Consider the following 16,469-nt stretch of genomic DNA (forward strand, 5'->3'; position numbering starts at 1 on the left):
CATTTACGCGCCGCGTACTCCACTGTTCGACGACCCGCTATGCAACCAGACGGAGGCAGCATGATCGGATGCTTCATCAAGCCAGGCGCACCTGCGCTGCCAGCCGGGCGAGGCCGTGACGGATGAACTGGCTCATCCTGACCCTGGTCGCCTTCGTCTGCTTCGCGCTGGTGTTCTTCATCAAGAACAGACAGCTCAGCCATCCGGCGCTGCAGTTTCCCTATCGCCTCAAGGAGCCGCTGTTCGAACCCGCGGAACGCGAGCTGCTGGACATGCTGCAGCGCACCGTCAACGACGAATACCTGATCCTGGCCAAGGTTCGCGTCGCCGATGTCGTCGAGATCACGGCCATCCCGCGGCGGACGCCCTGGTACCATGCGACCAACCGGATCGCCAATGCGCGCTTCGACTTCCTCCTGTGCCGCAAGAGCGATCTGGCAGCCGTCTGCGCGATCAACCTGGACGATCCGGAAACGGCGGACGACTTCGTCGACCAGTTGTGCCGGACCATCGATCTGCCGCAGGTCCGCCTCTCGGCCGAGGCAGCCCGCTCTTACAGCGAAGTCCGCGAAGCGGTGGAACAGGCGCTGCTTCGGGAGTAGGTTGGGGCGGGGGGGCGTAGCGCCGAGGCCGATTCACGCCGCCGCGTTGCCTGACACCTCGCTCGTTGGGCTTCGTGGCTCAGCCCAACCTGTAGCCGTATCCGGAACGACACCGTCATGCACCTCAAGCCCCTGCTGTCACGCCTGTTCGACCTGGGCAGCCGCCTGGTTGGCCGCTACCCGGGAACCGTCGCGCTGTTCGGCTTCTGCTCCGGCGTGGCGAGCTTCCTGCTGGTCGAACGCCAGGCCGGCCTGGCCAAGGTGGTGGCGCTGGTCATGCTGGTCAGTTGGCTCTGGCTGGTGCTCGAATCCAGCCTGCACCGCAGCCTGCATCGCTGGTTCGGCTGGCAGGTGCCGCCACCGCTGCTGCGCTACGCGACGCAGATGGTGCACCAGGAAAGCCTGTTCTTCATCATCCCGTTCTTCGCCATCACCACGACCTGGAACAGCGGCCAGGCCCTGTTCACCGGCCTGCTCGGCGTGGCGGCGCTGGTCTCGCTGATCGACCCGCTGTATTACAAGTGGTTGGCACCGCGGCGCTGGATTTACCTGGGTTTCCATACCCTGACGCTGTTCGCGGTGCTGCTCACCGCCCTGCCGATCATTCTCCATCTTTCCACGCCGCAGAGTTACCAGCTGGCGCTGGCGGTCGCCGTGGTGCTGGCGCTGCCAAGCCTCAGCGGCCTGTTCCCGCGCTGGAGCTGGCGCAATGTGCCGGGCATCGTGCTGCTGGCCGTGGCGCTTGGCGGCGCGGGCTGGCTGGGACGCACCTGGGTGCCGCCGGCTACGCTCTGGCTGGCCGACGTCGCGGTGACCATGAACCTCGACAACCGCCAGCGCAGGCCGGGCCAGGGCCTGCGCCAGTTGAGCAGCGCCGAACTGAAGAGCAATGGGCTGTATGCCTATACCGCGATCAATGCGCCGCGTGGCCTCAAGGAGCGCATCTACCACGAGTGGCTGCACAACGGCCGGCGAGTCGACCGTATCGCGCTGGATATCAGCGGCGGCCGCGAGGCGGGCTATCGCGCCTGGACGCACAAGCGCAACTTTCCAGCCGACCCCGTCGGCCGCTGGCGCGTACGGGTGGTCACCGAGGCCGGGCAGATGATCGGCATGCTGCGTTTCCAGGTGACCGAATAGGTCTATCCCGTTTCAGCGCGAGCCGCGAATGAAACGGGCCTAGCGAACCCACTCCGTTCCTGCGACTCAATACAGTCAGAGCCTGGCGGACTGGAGAAGAACATGGAGTGGTGGTCGATCATCACCAGCACCATCGCTTCGGAATTTTCCGACATTCCCGACCTGGAGGAAGCGACGCGGGTCGGCTGTCGCCTGCTGATCGCCGCGACCCTGGGTGGCCTGCTCGGCTACGAGCGCGAGCGCAAACGCAAGGCCGCCGGGCTGCGCACCCACATGCTGGTGGCGCTGGGCGCCGCCCTGCTCGTACTGGTGCCGATTCAGGTCGGCATGGGTGGCGACGACATCTCGCGGGTGATCCAGGGCATCGTCACCGGCATCGGCTTCCTCGGTGCCGGGACCATCCTCAAGGGCGCCTCCATCGAGGACGTCAAAGGCCTGACCACCGCTGCGGGCATCTGGCTCACCGCGGCCATCGGCATCGCCGTCGGCATGGGCCATGAGGCCACGGCCGTGCTGAGCACGCTACTGGCGCTGGCGATATTCGTACTGATGCCGCGGCTGGAACGGCACGCCGCGCTACGCGCACGCAAGCGCCGGAAAGCAAACGAGTGAAGCAGATCGCGCAGGCCGAACGATCGACGGCCCGGCCACCACCGACTCGAGAACGTCCCCATGCACAATCCCCGCATCACCCTGCTGATCGCCACCGGTCTGCTGGCCCTCGCCGGTTGCAGCGAAATGGCCAAGGTGCCGGTCGAATCCGGTTATGGCCCCAACCCGACGCTGCCGGAACCGAACAAGACCCTGTTGCCGACGGTGAACATCGCGCCCGCCAAGGGCTGGCCGGACGGCGTCAAGCCCCAGGCCGCGGCGGGCCTGCGGGTCGATGCTTTCGCCGGCGACCTCGAGCATCCGCGCTGGGTCTACGTATTGCCCAATGGCGACGTGCTGGTGGCCGAAAGCGATGCGCCGCCCAAGGAAAACCGACAGGGCATCCGCGGCTGGATCATGAAGAAGCTCATGGCGCGCGCCGGCTCCGGCGGCCCCAGCGCCAACCGCATCACGTTGCTACGCGACGCCGATGGCGACGGTACGCCCGAGCAACGCACGACGTTCCTGGAAAACCTCGATTCGCCGTTCGGCATGGCGCTGGTGGGCAACGATTTCTACGTCGCCAACACCGATGCGCTGCTGCGCTTCCCCTATGAGCAGGGCATGACCCGCATCGACGCCGAGGGCGAGAAGGTGGTGGACCTGCCGGCCGGTCCGATCAACCACCACTGGACCAAGAACGTCATCGCCAGCCCGGACGGCAGATACCTGTACGTCACCAGCGGATCGAACAGCAACGTGGCCGAGAACGGCATGGAGGCCGAGCAGAATCGTGCCGCGATCCTCGAAGTCGATCCCCAGGCCAAGACCTTGCGGCTGTTCGCCTCGGGACTGCGCAATCCCAACGGGCTGGCCTGGCAGCCCGACAGCGGCGCGCTCTGGACCGCCGTCAACGAACGCGACGAGATCGGCAGCGACCTGGTCCCCGACTATATGACCTCGGTGCGTGATGGCGGCTTCTATGGCTGGCCCTACAGCTACTTCGGTCAGCACGTCGATGTGCGGGTCGAACCACAGCGGCCGGATCTGGTAGAACGCGCCATCGTCCCCGACTATGCCCTGGGGGCACATACATCCTCGCTCGGCCTGGCCTTCTACGAGGGCTCGCTGCTGCCGCAGCGCTACGCCAAAGGCGCCTTCGTCGGCCAGCACGGCTCCTGGAACCGCAAGCCGCGCAGCGGCTACAAGGTCGTATTCATCCCCTTCCGCGACGGCATGCCGGCCGGCGAGCCGGAGGCTGTGCTCAGCGGCTTCGTCAACGACAAGGACGAGGCCATGGGCCGCCCGGTCGGCGTCGCGGTGGACGCGACCGGTGCCCTGCTGGTGGCCGACGATGTCGGCAACGTCATCTGGCGTATCACGCCCAGCGGTCGCTGAACGAAGCTCACCGCAGACGCAAAGTGGCGCTGCGCTGAAACTCCCGGGCCGCTCGGAGGCCGAAAGAGAACCATCCCATGCGAGGACTTCCCATGTTCAAGCACGCCACCTTCCCCATCGCCGCCGTGATGCTGCTCGCCGGTTGCGCCAGCAACGTGCAGAACCCCGTCGACCGGATCACCTACCGTGATGAACCGCTGGTGCGGGACGTCGAGGACGGCATGACCCAGGAGCGGGTGCTGGCGATCGGCGGCAAGCCCTCCAACGCCAGCGCGCGCACTGTCGTCCCGGGGCTGTGCCACGACTACATTCTCAGTCATGAAGGCAAGCGACAGCCCTACTACGTCAGCTTCGATGCCTCCGGGCGCGTGGATGGTCAAGGCTTCCTGACCTGTCGGCAGTTGGAAGAGAACCAGCGCAATCGGCGGCCCTGAGCCGAACCAGGCGGCACCCACCGGCCTAGGGTCTGGCGCCATTTGGCGCAGCAACGCGGCTCGCGACGAAACGGCAACAGACCCCTAGCACCGCCGACCATACCCAGACTATGACCAAGGAGGCCCTCGATGCCCCGCGGAGACAAATCCAAATACACCGACAAGCAGCAGCGAAAAGCCGAGCACATCGAAGAAAGCTATGAAGAGCGTGGCGTTTCGGAGAAGGAGGCCGAAGCACGTGCCTGGGCGACGGTCAACAAGCAGTCCGGTGGCGGCGAGCGCAAAAGCGGCTCGGGCAGCAAGAAAAGCGAAACCGCCAAGCGCGCCGAACGCAAGGATTCCGCTCACCGGGCGGCGCAGACGCGCCAAGGCGACTCGCCGAACAAGGGCTCGGCCCGCCGATCGAAATCCGCCAGCACCGCGCTGGCCGACATGACCCGCGACGAGTTGATGGACAAGGCGCGCGAGCGCGATATCCGTGGCCGTTCGAAGATGCGCAAGGACGAATTGCTGCGGGCCTTGAGTTGAGCCGACGAGGTCCCGCGATGCAGCGTCCGGAGCCAGACGACCCACCGGTGCCGGAGCGCAACCCCAAGCGCGAGGAGCCGGGCGAGCCACTGCCGATCGGCGAGCCGGGCCAACCGCCGGGCGGGCCTGAGCCCGGACAGGAAGATGGCCGCGGCGCCTAAACTTTCCGCCCCGGCTCCGATCTCAATTGGCGAACCGTGAATTCGCCGCAGCATCGTCGTGGCGAAACAGAAGCCGAGGAGACCGTGATGAGTTACGTACAACTGAGCGACAAACAGAGTCTGCGCGAGCGTGCCCGCCAGCACGTGGAAAACGGCGCGGTGACCGAAAGCTACTCCGCCGATCGCGAAATGGTGCTCAACCTGCTCAACGATGCCCTGGCCACCGAACTGGTCTGCTACCTGCGCTACAAGCGCCACTACTACATGGCGACCGGGTTGAAATCCAGCGTCGCCGCCGACGAGTTCCTCGAACACGCCAACGAGGAGCAGGAGCACGCGGATCGCCTCGCCGAACGTATCGTGCAACTGGGTGGCGAACCGGACTACAACCCCGACAGCCTGACCGAGCGTGCGCACGCCCAGTATGCCGAGGGCAACGGGTTACGCGACATGGTCTTCGAGAATCTGGTGGCCGAGCGCATCGCCATCGACAGCTATCGCGAGATCGTCCAGTACCTGGGCGACAAGGACCCGACCACCCGGCGCATCTTCGAGGACATTCTCGCCCAGGAAGAGGAGCACGCCGATGATCTGGCGGGGCTGCTGGATGGCATGAATTGAAGCGGCAAGCGGCAAGCGGCAAGCGGCAAGCAAGCTTGAAGCTTGAAGCCCAAAAAGCATCGCCCCGAAGGTGGGCCTCCCATAAGAACCAGCCCACACCGCCCCCTGTGGGAGGCGCGACCCGCGGCGATCACAGGCCACAGACCTGCCCAAAGCGATCGCGAGGTTTCACCCGCCCTACGACCTGTATCTCGGTTCGGTACGATGTAGGGCGGGTTGCAACCCGCCGAACGAGGTTCGCAACCACGCCAAGCCATCCCCGAATCGATGAGACTGGAATAAAAAAAAGCCACCCGTAGGTGGCTCAATCAGGAAGAGAGGTACTGCTTAGCCGGCTGCCACCGGGCGCATGTAGGAGATCGGTGCGGTCTGCGGGTCATCGAAGGTCACCAGTTCCCACGCATCCTTCTGGGCCATCAGGGTGCGCAGCAAGCGATTGTTCAACGCGTGTCCGGATTTATAGCCGCGGAATTCGCCGATCAGGCTGGTTCCCAGCAAGTAGAGATCACCGATGGCATCGAGAATCTTGTGCTTGACGAACTCGTCCTCGTAACGCAGGCCGTCTTCGTTGAGTACACGGTTCTCGTCCACCACGATGGCGTTTTCGACGCTGCCGCCCAGTGCCAGGTTGTGCGAGCGCAGGAACTCGATGTCGCGCATGAAGCCGAAGGTTCGCGCACGGCTGACTTCCTTGACGAAGGAAGTGCTGGAGAAATCCACGCTGGCGGTCTGGGTGCGGCCCTTGAAAACCGGGTGGTCGAAATCGATCTCGAAGCTCACCTTGAAGCCGTCGAACGGCAGGAAGGTGGCGCGCTTGTCACCCTCCTCGACAGTCACTTCACGGGTGATGCGGATGAATTTCTTGTGGGCGTCCTGCTCCTGCAGGCCGGCGGATTGAATCAGGAATACGAAAGGCCCGGCGCTGCCATCCATGATCGGCACTTCCGACGCGGAAAGTTCGACGTAGGCGTTGTCGATTCCCAGGCCGGCCATGGCCGAAAGCAGATGCTCCACCGTGTCGACCTTGACGTCCCCGTTGACCAGCGTCGTGGACATGGTGGTTTCGCCCACGTTCTCGGCCCGCGCGGGAATCTCCACGGGCGGGTTGAGGTCGGTGCGACAGAACACGATTCCGGTGTCTACCGGTGCCGGTTTCAGGGTCAGGTAAACCTTCTCTCCCGAATGCAAGCCGACGCCGGTAGCGCGAATGATGTTCTTCAGGGTGCGTTGTCTGATCATGGCCTTTTGCTTCGCTATAGCACTAGTTGCGAATTGTTTTCAATAATTGGCGGCGATAATAGCAGATGCCAACTTTGCTGAATACCAATCACAACAATACTCCTGATAAGCTCAATCAATCGGCCTGACGACGCAGAAACGCGGGAATGTCCAGGTAATCCAGATCCTCTTGCGGGTTCAACTTGGCGGCTGTCGCGGCGGCATGCGCCTGGTTGCGCATCACGGTCGGACGCTCCAGGTCACGATAGTTGACCGCGGCCTGCTCCTGACGCGGAGCCTGTGCCGGCGCTGCGGCGACAGTGGTCTGCACGGTATTGTTCACGACCTTGACCGGCTTTTCATTGCGCGGTCCCAGACCGGTCGCCACGACGGTGACGTGCAGTTCGTCGGCCATCTCCGGATCGATCACGGCGCCGACCTTGACGGTGGCTTCGTCGGAGGCGAAGGCTTCGATGATCTCGCCCACCGCGGCGTATTCGCCGAGGGACAGGTCCAGGCCGGCGGTGATGTTCACCAGGATGCCGCGCGCGCCCTGCAGGTTGACGTCTTCCAGCAGCGGGTTGCGGATGGCCGCCTCGGTCGCTTCGCGCGCGCGGTTCGGGCCGGTGGAGCTGCCGGTGCCCATCATCGCCATGCCCATCTCGCCCATGACGGTCTTGACGTCGGCGAAGTCGACGTTCATCAGGCCCGGACGCTGCATGATGTCGGAAATGCCGCGCACCGCGCCGGTCAGCACGTCGTCGGCCTTGGCGAAGGCGGCCAGCAGGCTGGCGTCCTTGCCGAGGATGGTCAGCAGCTTCTCGTTGGGGATGGTGATCAGCGAGTCGACGCACTCGGACAGCGCACGGATGCCCTCGTCGGCGACCTGCATGCGGCGACGGCCCTCGAAGGGGAACGGACGGGTGACCACGGCGACGGTGAGGATGCCCATTTCCTTGGCCACCGAAGCGATGATCGGCGCGGCGCCGGTACCGGTGCCGCCGCCCATGCCGGTGGTGATGAAGACCATGTCGGCGCCTTCTAGCACTTCGGCGATGCGCTCACGGTCTTCCATTGCCGCCTGCCGGCCGATATCGGGATTGGTACCCGCGCCCAGTCCCTTGGTGATGGACGAGCCGAGTTGCAGCACGGTACGCGCTTCGATCTTCTTCAGCGCTTGCGCATCGGTGTTGGCACAGACGAATTCGACGCCCTCGACGTTGTTGCGGATCATGTGATTGACGGCATTGCCGCCACCACCGCCGACGCCGATGACCTTGATGACTGCACTTTGCGGGGTATGATCTACGAGTTCGAACATTTCCCTCTCTCCTTCCAGCTTTCTAGTTTTGGTGTCACGCACACTGCTCAGAAATTGCCCTGGATCCAGCCTTTGAGCCGGTCCAGAACAGATGTCTTGGTGTCTTCGGCGAAATTGCCGAGGCCGGACATGGGGATGCCGTCGGCTTGCTTGCGCAGTCCGTACAGCAACAGGCCCACGCCCGTCGAATAGATGGGGTTGCGTACCACGTCGGCCAGTCCCTTGACGCTGTGCGGCACGCCCAGGCGCACCGGCATGTGAAAGATTTCCTCGGCCAGGTCGACGGCTCCTTCCATCTTCGCTGTACCGCCTGTGAGGACGATCCCGGCGGGGACCAGATCCTCGTAGCCGCTGCGCCTCAGTTCGGCCTGGATCAGGGTGAAAAGCTCGTCGTAACGCGGCTCCACCACTTCGGCCAGGGCCTGCCGGGAGAGTTCCCGCGGCGGGCGGTCGCCGACGCTGGGGACCTTGATGGTCTCGCCGGCACCGGCCAGCTTGGCCAACGCGCAAGCATAGCGAATCTTGATCTCCTCGGCATACTGCGTTGGCGTGCGCAGGGCCATGGCGATGTCGTTGGTAACCTGGTCGCCGGCGATCGGGATGACCGCCGTGTGGCGAATCGCGCCTTCGGTGAAGATGCAGATATCGGTGGTGCCACCGCCGATGTCCACCAGGCATACGCCCAGTTCCTTCTCGTCGTCGGTGAGCACGGCATGGGCCGAGGCCAGTTGCTCGAGGATGATGTCGTCCACCTCGAGGCCGCAGCGGCGCACGCATTTCTCGACGTTCTGCGCCGCGTTCACCGCACAGGTGACCACGTGCACCTTGGCTTCCAGACGCACGCCGGACATGCCCAGCGGCTCGCGGACGCCTTCCTGGTTGTCGATCACGTAGTCCTGCGGCAGGGTATGCAGCACGCGCTGGTCCGCCGGAATCGCCACGGCCTGCGCGGCATCGAGCACGCGCTCGAGGTCCGCCGTGCTGACTTCGCGATCGCGGATCGCCACGATGCCATGGGAGTTCAGGCTGCGGATGTGGTTGCCGGCCAGGCCGACGAAAGCCGAATGGATGCGGCAGCCGGCCATCAACTGGGCTTCCTCGATGGCGCGCTGGATCGACTGCACGGTGGATTCGATATTGACCACCACGCCTTTCTTCAGCCCACGCGAGGGATGGGTCCCAATTCCGACGATTTCCAGCTCGCCATCGGCGGTTACCTCGCCCACCAGCGCCACCACCTTGGAGGTGCCGATGTCCAGGCCGACGATCATCTTGCCGCTTTGCACGCTCGACATGTGTTTCATTCCTCAATTCTTCACAGCGACGGTCGTATCCGTCGCGGTCGGGATCGGCTCATGCCAGGCGACGGCCAGGCCGTTCGCATAGCGCAGATCGATCCGTGCGATTTTCTCGCTTTCCTGCTCCAGTGCCTTTTGATAGATGGCAGTGAAACGACGCATTTTTTCCACGATCTGGTCCCGCCCCAGCAGTAGCTCGATGCCCTGGTTGGTGGTCAGGAACCAGCTTCCGCGTTCACGCAGCTCCAGGCGGGCGATGGAGAATCCCAGTGGGCGCAGCATCTGGCTGAGCATCTGGTATTGCTGCATGACCCGCTGTTGGGCCCGCTTCGGACCATGCAAGTGCGGCAAGTGTTCATAACGGCTCAGGTCATCCGGCGCAAAAGCCTGGCCTTTATTGTTAAGCAATGCTTCGCCCCCCCAGCGGGCAATCGGCAATTGCTCATCCAGGCGCACCAGCACCTGGTCCGGCCAGACGCGGCGGACTTCGACGTGGGCGATCCATGGCATCCGTTCGAGTTGGTGGCGCATGCCGCTCAGATCAACCTTGAAGAAGCTCTGCTCGACGAAAGGTGCGATGCGCTGCTGCACGGCCTCACGGCTGACATAGCCCAGTTCGCCCTGCACGCTGACCTTGGCGATCGGCCGGTCGGCATAGGGCAGCAGGCGCTGGCCGAGTTCGTAGAGGCCGACCACCAGGCCGACCAGCAATACCGGCCAGACGACGCGCTTCAGCCCGGCCAGGCTCGGTTTCGGCAGGCGCGCCGACAGCGGCTGCGGTTTCACCAGGCGACTCGCACCGCGCGGCACCGGCTTGCGCGAGGCGCGGCCGCTTCCGGGTTGCGAATGACGCAGCGTGGTGATCATGGCTCAGTTCCCCGCCTCGAGGCTGTCATCGAGAATGCTCAGCACCAGTTGCTGGAAATCCAGGCCGGCGGCGCGCGCGGCCATCGGCACCAGACTGTGGTCGGTCATGCCCGGCACAGTGTTCACCTCCAGCAGCCAGAAGTTGCCCGCGCTGTCCTGCATCACGTCGACCCGGCCCCAGCCACGGATGCCGACCGCCTCGCAGGCCCGCGCGGAAAGCGCCTTCAATTCCTGCTCCCTGGCCGCATCGAGGCCGCACGGGATGCGGTACTGGGTATCGGAAGCGAGGTACTTGGCGTCGTAGTCGTAGAAGCTGTGCGGCGTGCCCAGGCCGATCGGCGGCAGTACCTGGCCACGCAGCACCGCGACGGTGAACTCGGGGCCCTGGATCCATTGCTCGACCAGCACTTGCGAGTCGTAGGCGCTGGCCGCGCGCCAGGCGGCGATCAGCTCGGCGACGCCCTCGACCTTGGCCATGCCGATGCTCGAGCCTTCATGGGCCGGCTTGACGATCAGCGGAAAGCCCAGTGCCTCGGCCGCGGTCTTGCAGTCGTCTTCACTGGCCAGCACCGCATGCCGAGGCGTCGGCAGGCCGAGACTCTGCCAGACCTGTTTGGTGCGCAGCTTGTCCATGGCCAAGGCCGAGGCGAGGATGCCGCTGCCCGTGTAGGGAATGCCGGCACACTCCAGCAGGCCCTGCATGCTGCCATCCTCGCCACCGCGACCATGCAGGACGATGAACGCGCGATCGATCTTCTCGCTGCCCAGGCGCTGCAGCAGGTCGTCGCCGACATCGATGCCGAAGGCATCGACGCCCGCTGCCTGCAGCGCGCAAAGCACCGCCGCGCCCGATTTCAGGGATACCTCGCGCTCGGCGCTCTTGCCGCCGAAGAGCACGGCGACGCGACCGAAGGCCTTGGGATCACGGGTCGAATGCAGCGCCGTCATTTGCTTTTCCTCGCGGCGCTCGCAGCGCCGCCGAACAGGGGACTCTTGAGCAGTTGCGGGGCCAGCCCGCCGATATCGCCGGCGCCCTGGCAAAGCAGGATGTCACCGGCACGCAGCAGCGGCTTGACCAGCGGCGCGAGGTCCACGCCGCGCTCCACGTAAATCGGGTCCAGCTGGCCGCGCTGGCGAATGCTGTGGCACAGCTGACGGCTGTCGGCGCCGGGGATCGGTTCCTCGCCGGCCGGATAGACTTCCATCAACAGCAGCACGTTGGACTCGCCGAGCACCTGGACGAAATCGTCGTACAGGTCGCGGGTACGGCTGAAACGGTGCGGCTGATAGACCATCACCAGCCGGCGTTCCGGCCAGCCGCCGCGCACCGCCTTGATCACCGCCGCGACTTCGCGCGGATGGTGACCGTAGTCGTCGACCAGCATCACGCTGCCGTCCTCGACCGGCAGCTCGCCATAGACCTGGAAGCGCCGGCCGACGCCGGCGAATTCCGCCAGCCCCTGGACGATGGCCTGGTCGTCGATGCCCTCGTCGGTGGCGATGGCGATGGTTGCCAGCGCATTGAGCACGTTGTGGTTGCCGGGCATGTTCACCGACACGTCCAGCGGCTCGCAGCCATCGCGCAGTACGGTGAACCAGGTGCGCATGCCTTGCTGGCGGATGTTGATGGCGCGCACGTCGGCATCTTCGCTGACGCCATAGGTGGTCGTCGGCCGGCCGATCTGCGGGATGATCTCGCGCACCACCGGATCGTCGACGCAAAGCACCGCCAGGCCGTAGAACGGCAGGTTGTGCAGGAATTCGACGAAGGTCTTCTTCAGCTTGTTGAAGTCGCCGCCGTAGGTGCTCATGTGATCGGCGTCGATGTTGGTGACGACCGCGACCATCGGCTGCAGGTGCAGGAAGCTGGCGTCGCTCTCGTCGGCCTCGGCGATCAGGTAGCGACTGCTGCCCAGCTGCGCGTTGGTGCCGGCTGCGGTCAGCCGGCCACCGATGACGAAGGTCGGGTCCAGCCCACCGGCGGCGAACACCGAGGCCAGCAAACTGGTGGTGGTGGTCTTGCCGTGGGTCCCGGCGACGGCGATGCCATGGCGATAACGCATCAGCTCGGCGAGCATTTCCGCGCGCGGCACCACGGGAATCCGCTGTTCCAGCGCCAGCGCGACTTCCGGATTGGCCGAATTGATCGCGCTGGACACCACCAACACGTCGGCACCGGCGACGTTGCCGGCCTGATGACCAATGAAGATCTGCGCGCCGAAGCTCTGCAGGCGTTCGGTGCTGGCCGACTCCTTGAGATCGGAACCGGACACCTCGTAGCCGAGGTTGAGCAGCACCTCGGCGATGCCGCACATGCCGACCCCGCCGATCCCGACGAAGTGGATGCGACGGATCCGCCGCATGCGACGGACTTCGGCCTTGACGGCGGCGGGAGACTTAGCCATTGGCCACCTCCAGGCAGATATCGACCACGCTGCGGGTGGCGTCGGGCCGGGCCAGCCGGCGCGCGGTGGCCCCCATGGCCTTGAGTTTTTCCGGCTGCATCATTACCTCGGTCAGCTGCGCGGCGAGCGTGGCCGCGTCAGTCTTGGCTTGCGGCAGAAGGACGGCGGCGCCCTCCTTCGCCAGATAGTCGGCATTGCGGGTCTGGTGATCGTCGATCGCATGCGGCAGCGGCACCAGGAACGACGGCAGCCCGGCGGCGGCCAGTTCGCAGACGGTCAGCGCCCCGGCGCGGCAGATCACCAGATCGGCCCAGGCGTAGGCACGCGCCATGTCCTTGATGAACGGCGCCACCTCGGCGACCACGCCGGCCTCGGCGTAACGCTGCGTGGTGATCTCGGCGTGCTGCTTGCCAGCCTGGTGGAAGACCTCGGGGCGCAGTTCCGCCGGCACCTGCGCCAGCGCGGCAGGCAACAGCTTGTTCAGCGGCTCGGCGCCGAGGCTGCCGCCCAGCACCAGCAGGCGCGGCCGGCGATCGACCAGCGAGTCGCGCGGTGTTTCCAGGAACAGCTCCTCGCGCACCGGATTGCCGGTGGTGCGGCGCTTGTCGCTCGCCGCGAAGGTATTCGGGAAGGCCTCGCAGACACGACGCGACAGCGGCGCGAGGCTGCGATTGGCGGTCCCGGCCACGGCGTTCTGCTCGTGAATCACCAGCGGCACGCCGGCCAGCTTCGCCGCCAGCCCGCCGGGGCCGGTCACGTAGCCGCCCAGGCCGAGCACGCAGACCGGGCGCAGTTCGCGGATGATGCGGCGCGCCTGGAACAGCGAGCGGATCAGCTGCAGCGGCGCCTTGATCAGCGAGACCAGGCCCTTGCCACGCAGCCCGCTGACCTGGATCAGGTGCAGCGGCAGCCCGGCCGCGGGCACCAGTTCGTTCTCGATGCCGCGCGGCGTCCCGAGCCAGTGCACCGCATAGCCGCGCGCCTGGAACTCGCGGGCGCAGGCCAGCGCCGGGAATACGTGGCCGCCGGTGCCGCCGGCCATGATCAACACGTTAGGGCGGGTCATTGACTATTTCCCCGCTGCGTTGCCGCCAGAAATGCGGCCAGGCTAGGCGCCAGTCGCAGGCAATGGCGTCCCCTTGGCAAGACTGGCAACAACGCATGGCCGCATTTCTGGCGCAACCCGAAGGGCCGGGCCTGGTTTCGCCCGGCGCAGCGTTGCTCGTCGCTCATTTGGGCGACCAAACCACGCTCCTCGCGCCTTGCTCCGCGCGAAACCAGGCTCCGGCGCAGCTCGGGAAATAGCCAATGCCCCGCCCTAGACATGGGCACCCCCCTTGGCCGGCGGCGTTTCGGCGAAATCCGCCTCGTCGAACTCGGCATCCTCGCTGCCCAGCACGGTACGGCTTTCCCATTCGATGCGCAGCAGCAGGGCCATGCTCGCGCAGGTCACCACCAGCGAGCTGCCGCCATAGCTGAGGAACGGCAGGGTCAGGCCCTTGGTCGGCAGCAGGCCGACATTCACCCCGACGTTGATCAGGAACTGGCCGAGCCAGAGGAACGCCAGGCCCCAGGCGACGTAGGCAGCGAAGAACTGCCGGGCCTTCTCCGCCCAGAGGCCGATGTAGAGCGCGCGAATGCCGACGAAGGCGAACAGCGCGATGGTCGCCAGCGCGCCGACCATGCCCAGCTCTTCGGCGAGCACCGAGAAGACGAAGTCGGTGTGTGCCTCGGGCAGGTAGAACTGCTTCTGCACGCTGTTGCCCAGCCCGACGCCGAACCACTCGCCGCGGCCGAAGGCGATCAGCGCCTGGGTCAGCTGATAACCGGCGCCATACTGGTCCGCCCAGGGATCGGTGAAGGTGATCAGACGCTGCAGGCGGTATTCCTGGGTCTGCACCAGGATCACCACCGCGCCGACCGCGGCCGCCACCAGCAGGCTGAAGCGGATCATGCCCACGCCACCGAGGAACAGCATCGCCACGGCGGCGCCCATCATCACCACGGTGGCGCCGAAGTCGGGCTCCAGCAGCAGCAGGAAGGCCATCGGCAGCAGCACCAGGAACGGCTTGGCGAAGCCCCACAGGCTTTCGCGCACCTCCTCCTGGCGGCGCACCAGGTAGCCGGCCAGGTAGATCACTACGAACACCTTGGCCAGCTCGGACGGCTGGATGTTGAAGGCGCCGAAACCGATCCAGCGCATCGAGCCGTTGACCTCGCGGCCGATGCCCGGCAGCAGGACCAGGATCAACAGGCCGAAGGCCGCCAGCAGCAGCATCCAGTCCAGGCGTTGCCAGGCCGACAGCGGAATCAGCAACATCACCGCTGCGGCACCGAGGCCGAGCGCCACATAAACCAGGTGGCGGATCATGTGATACAGCGCATTGCCGGCGTTCACCGCGGCGACCTCGGAGGACGCCGAGGTGATCATCACCAGGCCCAGGCCGAGCAGCGCCAGGCAGCCGGCCAGCATCGGGAAATCCAGATCAAGACCGCGGCGGCCGAACAGCGGCGAAGGGGCATGGCGCAGGAAGGCGAGCATCAGTCGAGCGCCTCCACCGCGGCGGCGAACAGGCGTCCGCGCTCTTCGAAGTTCCTGAACATGTCCAGGCTGGCGCAGGCCGGCGACAGCAGCACCGCGTCGCCCGCCTCGGCGCAGGCGGCGGCGCGCTGCACCGCCTCGTCCAGGGTCGCTACGCGCAGCAGCGTCGTGGCGCCGGCGAGCGCCTGCTCCAAGCGTTCGGCATCGCGGCCGAGCAGCACCACGGCACGGCAGAAACGCGCAACGGGCGCGTGCAATGCCGAGAAGTCGGCACCCTTGCCGTCGCCGCCGGCGATCAGCACCAGCTTACCCTCGATATCGGCCCCCAGGCCCTCGATGGCCGCCAGCGCGGCGCCGACGTTGGTCGCCTTGGAGTCGTCGTAGTAGCTGACTTCGCCACGCTGGCCGACCCATTGGCAGCGATGCGGCAGGCCGGCGAAGCGGCGCAGGGTGTCCAGCATCGACGCGAACGGCAGGCCCACCGCATGCCCCAGCGCCAGCGCGGCCAGCGCGTTGGCCTGGTTGTGTGCGCCACGCAGCTTCAGTTCGCGCACCGGCATCAGCGCCTCGAACTGGAACGCCAAGTATTTCTCGCCGTTCTCCTCGAACAGGCCGAAGCCCTTGAAATCGGGCTTGCCCAGGCCGAAGGACCATGTCGGCACGTCCTCGCCGACCAGCGGCCGGCTGAGGCGGTCGTCACGGTTGATCACCACCTGGCGCGCGCCGCGGAAGATCCGGTGCTTGGCCTGGTGATACGCCGGTAGCCCGCTGTAGCGGTCCATGTGGTCTTCACTGACGTTCAGGCAGGTCGCCACTTCGGCATCGAGCCGCTCGGTGGTTTCCAGCTGGAAGCTGGACAGCTCCAGCACGTAAAGCTCGATGTCGTCGGCCAGCAGGTCCAGCGCCGGGGTGCCCAGGTTGCCGCCGACCGCGACCTTGCGGCCGGCCGCCTGGGCCATCTCGCCGACCAGCGTGGTGACGGTGCTTTTCGCATTGGAGCCGGTGATGGCGACGATCGGCGCCTTGGCCTCGCGCGCGAACAGCTCGACGTCGCCGGACAGCTTGACCCCGCGTGCCGCCGCCTGCTGCAGCGCCGGCAGGCTCAGCGGCAGGCCGGGGCTGACCAGCAGCTCGCTGGCGGAACAGAGGAACTCCACGTCCAGTTCGCCGCAACGCACCTGCACCTGGGGATACTCGGCCTCCAACGTGGCCAGCTCCGGCGGGTTCGCGCGGGTGTCGGCGACCGCGAACGGCAGGCCGCGGCGCGCCAGATGGCGAACCACGGACATGCCACTCTTGCCGAGGCCGACGACGATGCGGAACTGGTCGGAAGCGATGAGCAC

17 protein-coding genes are annotated in these 16,469 nt (G+C 65.9%); 8 read left to right on the forward strand and 9 right to left on the reverse strand.

Annotated elements, in window-relative coordinates; genetic code table 11:
* The first annotated feature begins 122 nt into the window (after positions 1 to 122).
* The 8 genes from IN820_RS15990 (at position 123) to IN820_RS16025 (ending at position 5,475) form a co-directional block, all read left to right on the forward strand.
* On the forward strand, positions 123 to 602 hold the full coding sequence (locus tag IN820_RS15990; RefSeq protein WP_193681912.1) for a DUF2726 domain-containing protein: 480 nt from the start codon (positions 123 to 125) through the stop codon (positions 600 to 602).
* Between the two features lie 117 nt (positions 603 to 719).
* Positions 720 to 1,742 carry a DUF5924 family protein gene (locus IN820_RS15995; RefSeq protein WP_193681913.1) on the forward strand — a complete coding sequence of 341 codons (1,023 nt, stop codon included), beginning with the start codon at positions 720 to 722 and terminating at the stop codon, positions 1,740 to 1,742.
* Between the two features lie 102 nt (positions 1,743 to 1,844).
* Positions 1,845 to 2,354: an MgtC/SapB family protein gene (locus tag IN820_RS16000; RefSeq protein WP_193681914.1), complete on the forward strand. Its 510-nt coding sequence runs from the start codon at positions 1,845 to 1,847 to the stop codon at positions 2,352 to 2,354.
* 60 nt (positions 2,355 to 2,414) lie between these two features.
* Entirely contained in the window at positions 2,415 to 3,731 is a 1,317-nt protein-coding gene (locus tag IN820_RS16005; RefSeq protein ID WP_193681915.1) for a PQQ-dependent sugar dehydrogenase, read from the forward strand.
* Between the two features lie 92 nt (positions 3,732 to 3,823).
* A complete protein-coding gene (osmE, locus tag IN820_RS16010) occupies positions 3,824 to 4,165 on the forward strand; it encodes an osmotically-inducible lipoprotein OsmE (protein WP_193682101.1) in 342 nt (113 codons plus the stop codon).
* Positions 4,166 to 4,294: 129 nt separating this feature from the next.
* Positions 4,295 to 4,693 (forward strand): Rho termination factor N-terminal domain-containing protein, encoded by a 399-nt coding sequence (locus IN820_RS16015; protein ID WP_193681916.1) that lies wholly within the window; start codon positions 4,295 to 4,297, stop codon positions 4,691 to 4,693.
* Positions 4,694 to 4,710: 17 nt separating this feature from the next.
* On the forward strand, positions 4,711 to 4,854 hold the full coding sequence (locus tag IN820_RS16020) for a hypothetical protein (protein ID WP_193681917.1): 144 nt from the start codon (positions 4,711 to 4,713) through the stop codon (positions 4,852 to 4,854).
* Between the two features lie 87 nt (positions 4,855 to 4,941).
* Positions 4,942 to 5,475 (forward strand): ferritin-like domain-containing protein, encoded by a 534-nt coding sequence (locus IN820_RS16025; protein ID WP_193681918.1) that lies wholly within the window; start codon positions 4,942 to 4,944, stop codon positions 5,473 to 5,475.
* Positions 5,476 to 5,802: 327 nt separating this feature from the next.
* Here the strand turns inward: IN820_RS16025 and lpxC are convergent, their stop codons facing one another.
* The 9 genes from lpxC to murD form a co-directional block, all read right to left on the reverse strand.
* Positions 5,803 to 6,714, reverse strand: a complete 912-nt coding sequence (lpxC, locus tag IN820_RS16030) for a UDP-3-O-acyl-N-acetylglucosamine deacetylase (RefSeq protein ID WP_037038566.1) — start codon at positions 6,712 to 6,714, stop codon at positions 5,803 to 5,805.
* 115 nt (positions 6,715 to 6,829) lie between these two features.
* On the reverse strand, positions 6,830 to 8,014 hold the full coding sequence (ftsZ, locus tag IN820_RS16035) for a cell division protein FtsZ (RefSeq protein WP_193681919.1): 1,185 nt from the start codon (positions 8,012 to 8,014) through the stop codon (positions 6,830 to 6,832).
* 47 nt (positions 8,015 to 8,061) lie between these two features.
* Positions 8,062 to 9,309, reverse strand: a complete 1,248-nt coding sequence (gene ftsA / locus IN820_RS16040; RefSeq protein WP_193681920.1) for a cell division protein FtsA — start codon at positions 9,307 to 9,309, stop codon at positions 8,062 to 8,064.
* Positions 9,310 to 9,321: 12 nt separating this feature from the next.
* A complete protein-coding gene (locus IN820_RS16045) occupies positions 9,322 to 10,179 on the reverse strand; it encodes a cell division protein FtsQ/DivIB (RefSeq protein WP_193681921.1) in 858 nt (285 codons plus the stop codon).
* A 3-nt stretch (positions 10,180 to 10,182) separates the two neighbouring features.
* Positions 10,183 to 11,127: a D-alanine--D-alanine ligase gene (locus tag IN820_RS16050; RefSeq protein WP_193681922.1), complete on the reverse strand. Its 945-nt coding sequence runs from the start codon at positions 11,125 to 11,127 to the stop codon at positions 10,183 to 10,185.
* A complete protein-coding gene (gene murC, locus IN820_RS16055; RefSeq protein WP_193681923.1) occupies positions 11,124 to 12,584 on the reverse strand; it encodes a UDP-N-acetylmuramate--L-alanine ligase in 1,461 nt (486 codons plus the stop codon). The genes IN820_RS16050 and murC overlap by 4 nt, the downstream gene beginning before the upstream one ends.
* Complete coding sequence (murG, locus tag IN820_RS16060) at positions 12,577 to 13,650, reverse strand: undecaprenyldiphospho-muramoylpentapeptide beta-N-acetylglucosaminyltransferase (RefSeq protein ID WP_193681924.1); 1,074 nt, start codon at positions 13,648 to 13,650, stop codon at positions 12,577 to 12,579. The genes murC and murG overlap by 8 nt, the downstream gene beginning before the upstream one ends.
* A gap of 252 nt (positions 13,651 to 13,902) precedes the next feature.
* On the reverse strand, positions 13,903 to 15,126 hold the full coding sequence (ftsW, locus tag IN820_RS16065) for a putative lipid II flippase FtsW (RefSeq protein ID WP_193681925.1): 1,224 nt from the start codon (positions 15,124 to 15,126) through the stop codon (positions 13,903 to 13,905).
* Positions 15,126 to 16,469: a UDP-N-acetylmuramoyl-L-alanine--D-glutamate ligase gene (murD, locus tag IN820_RS16070; RefSeq protein WP_193681926.1), complete on the reverse strand. Its 1,344-nt coding sequence runs from the start codon at positions 16,467 to 16,469 to the stop codon at positions 15,126 to 15,128. The genes ftsW and murD overlap by 1 nt, the downstream gene beginning before the upstream one ends.

Origin of the sequence: Pseudomonas lopnurensis, from assembly GCF_015070855.1 — a bacterium.
Classification (GTDB): domain Bacteria; phylum Pseudomonadota; class Gammaproteobacteria; order Pseudomonadales; family Pseudomonadaceae; genus Stutzerimonas; species Stutzerimonas lopnurensis.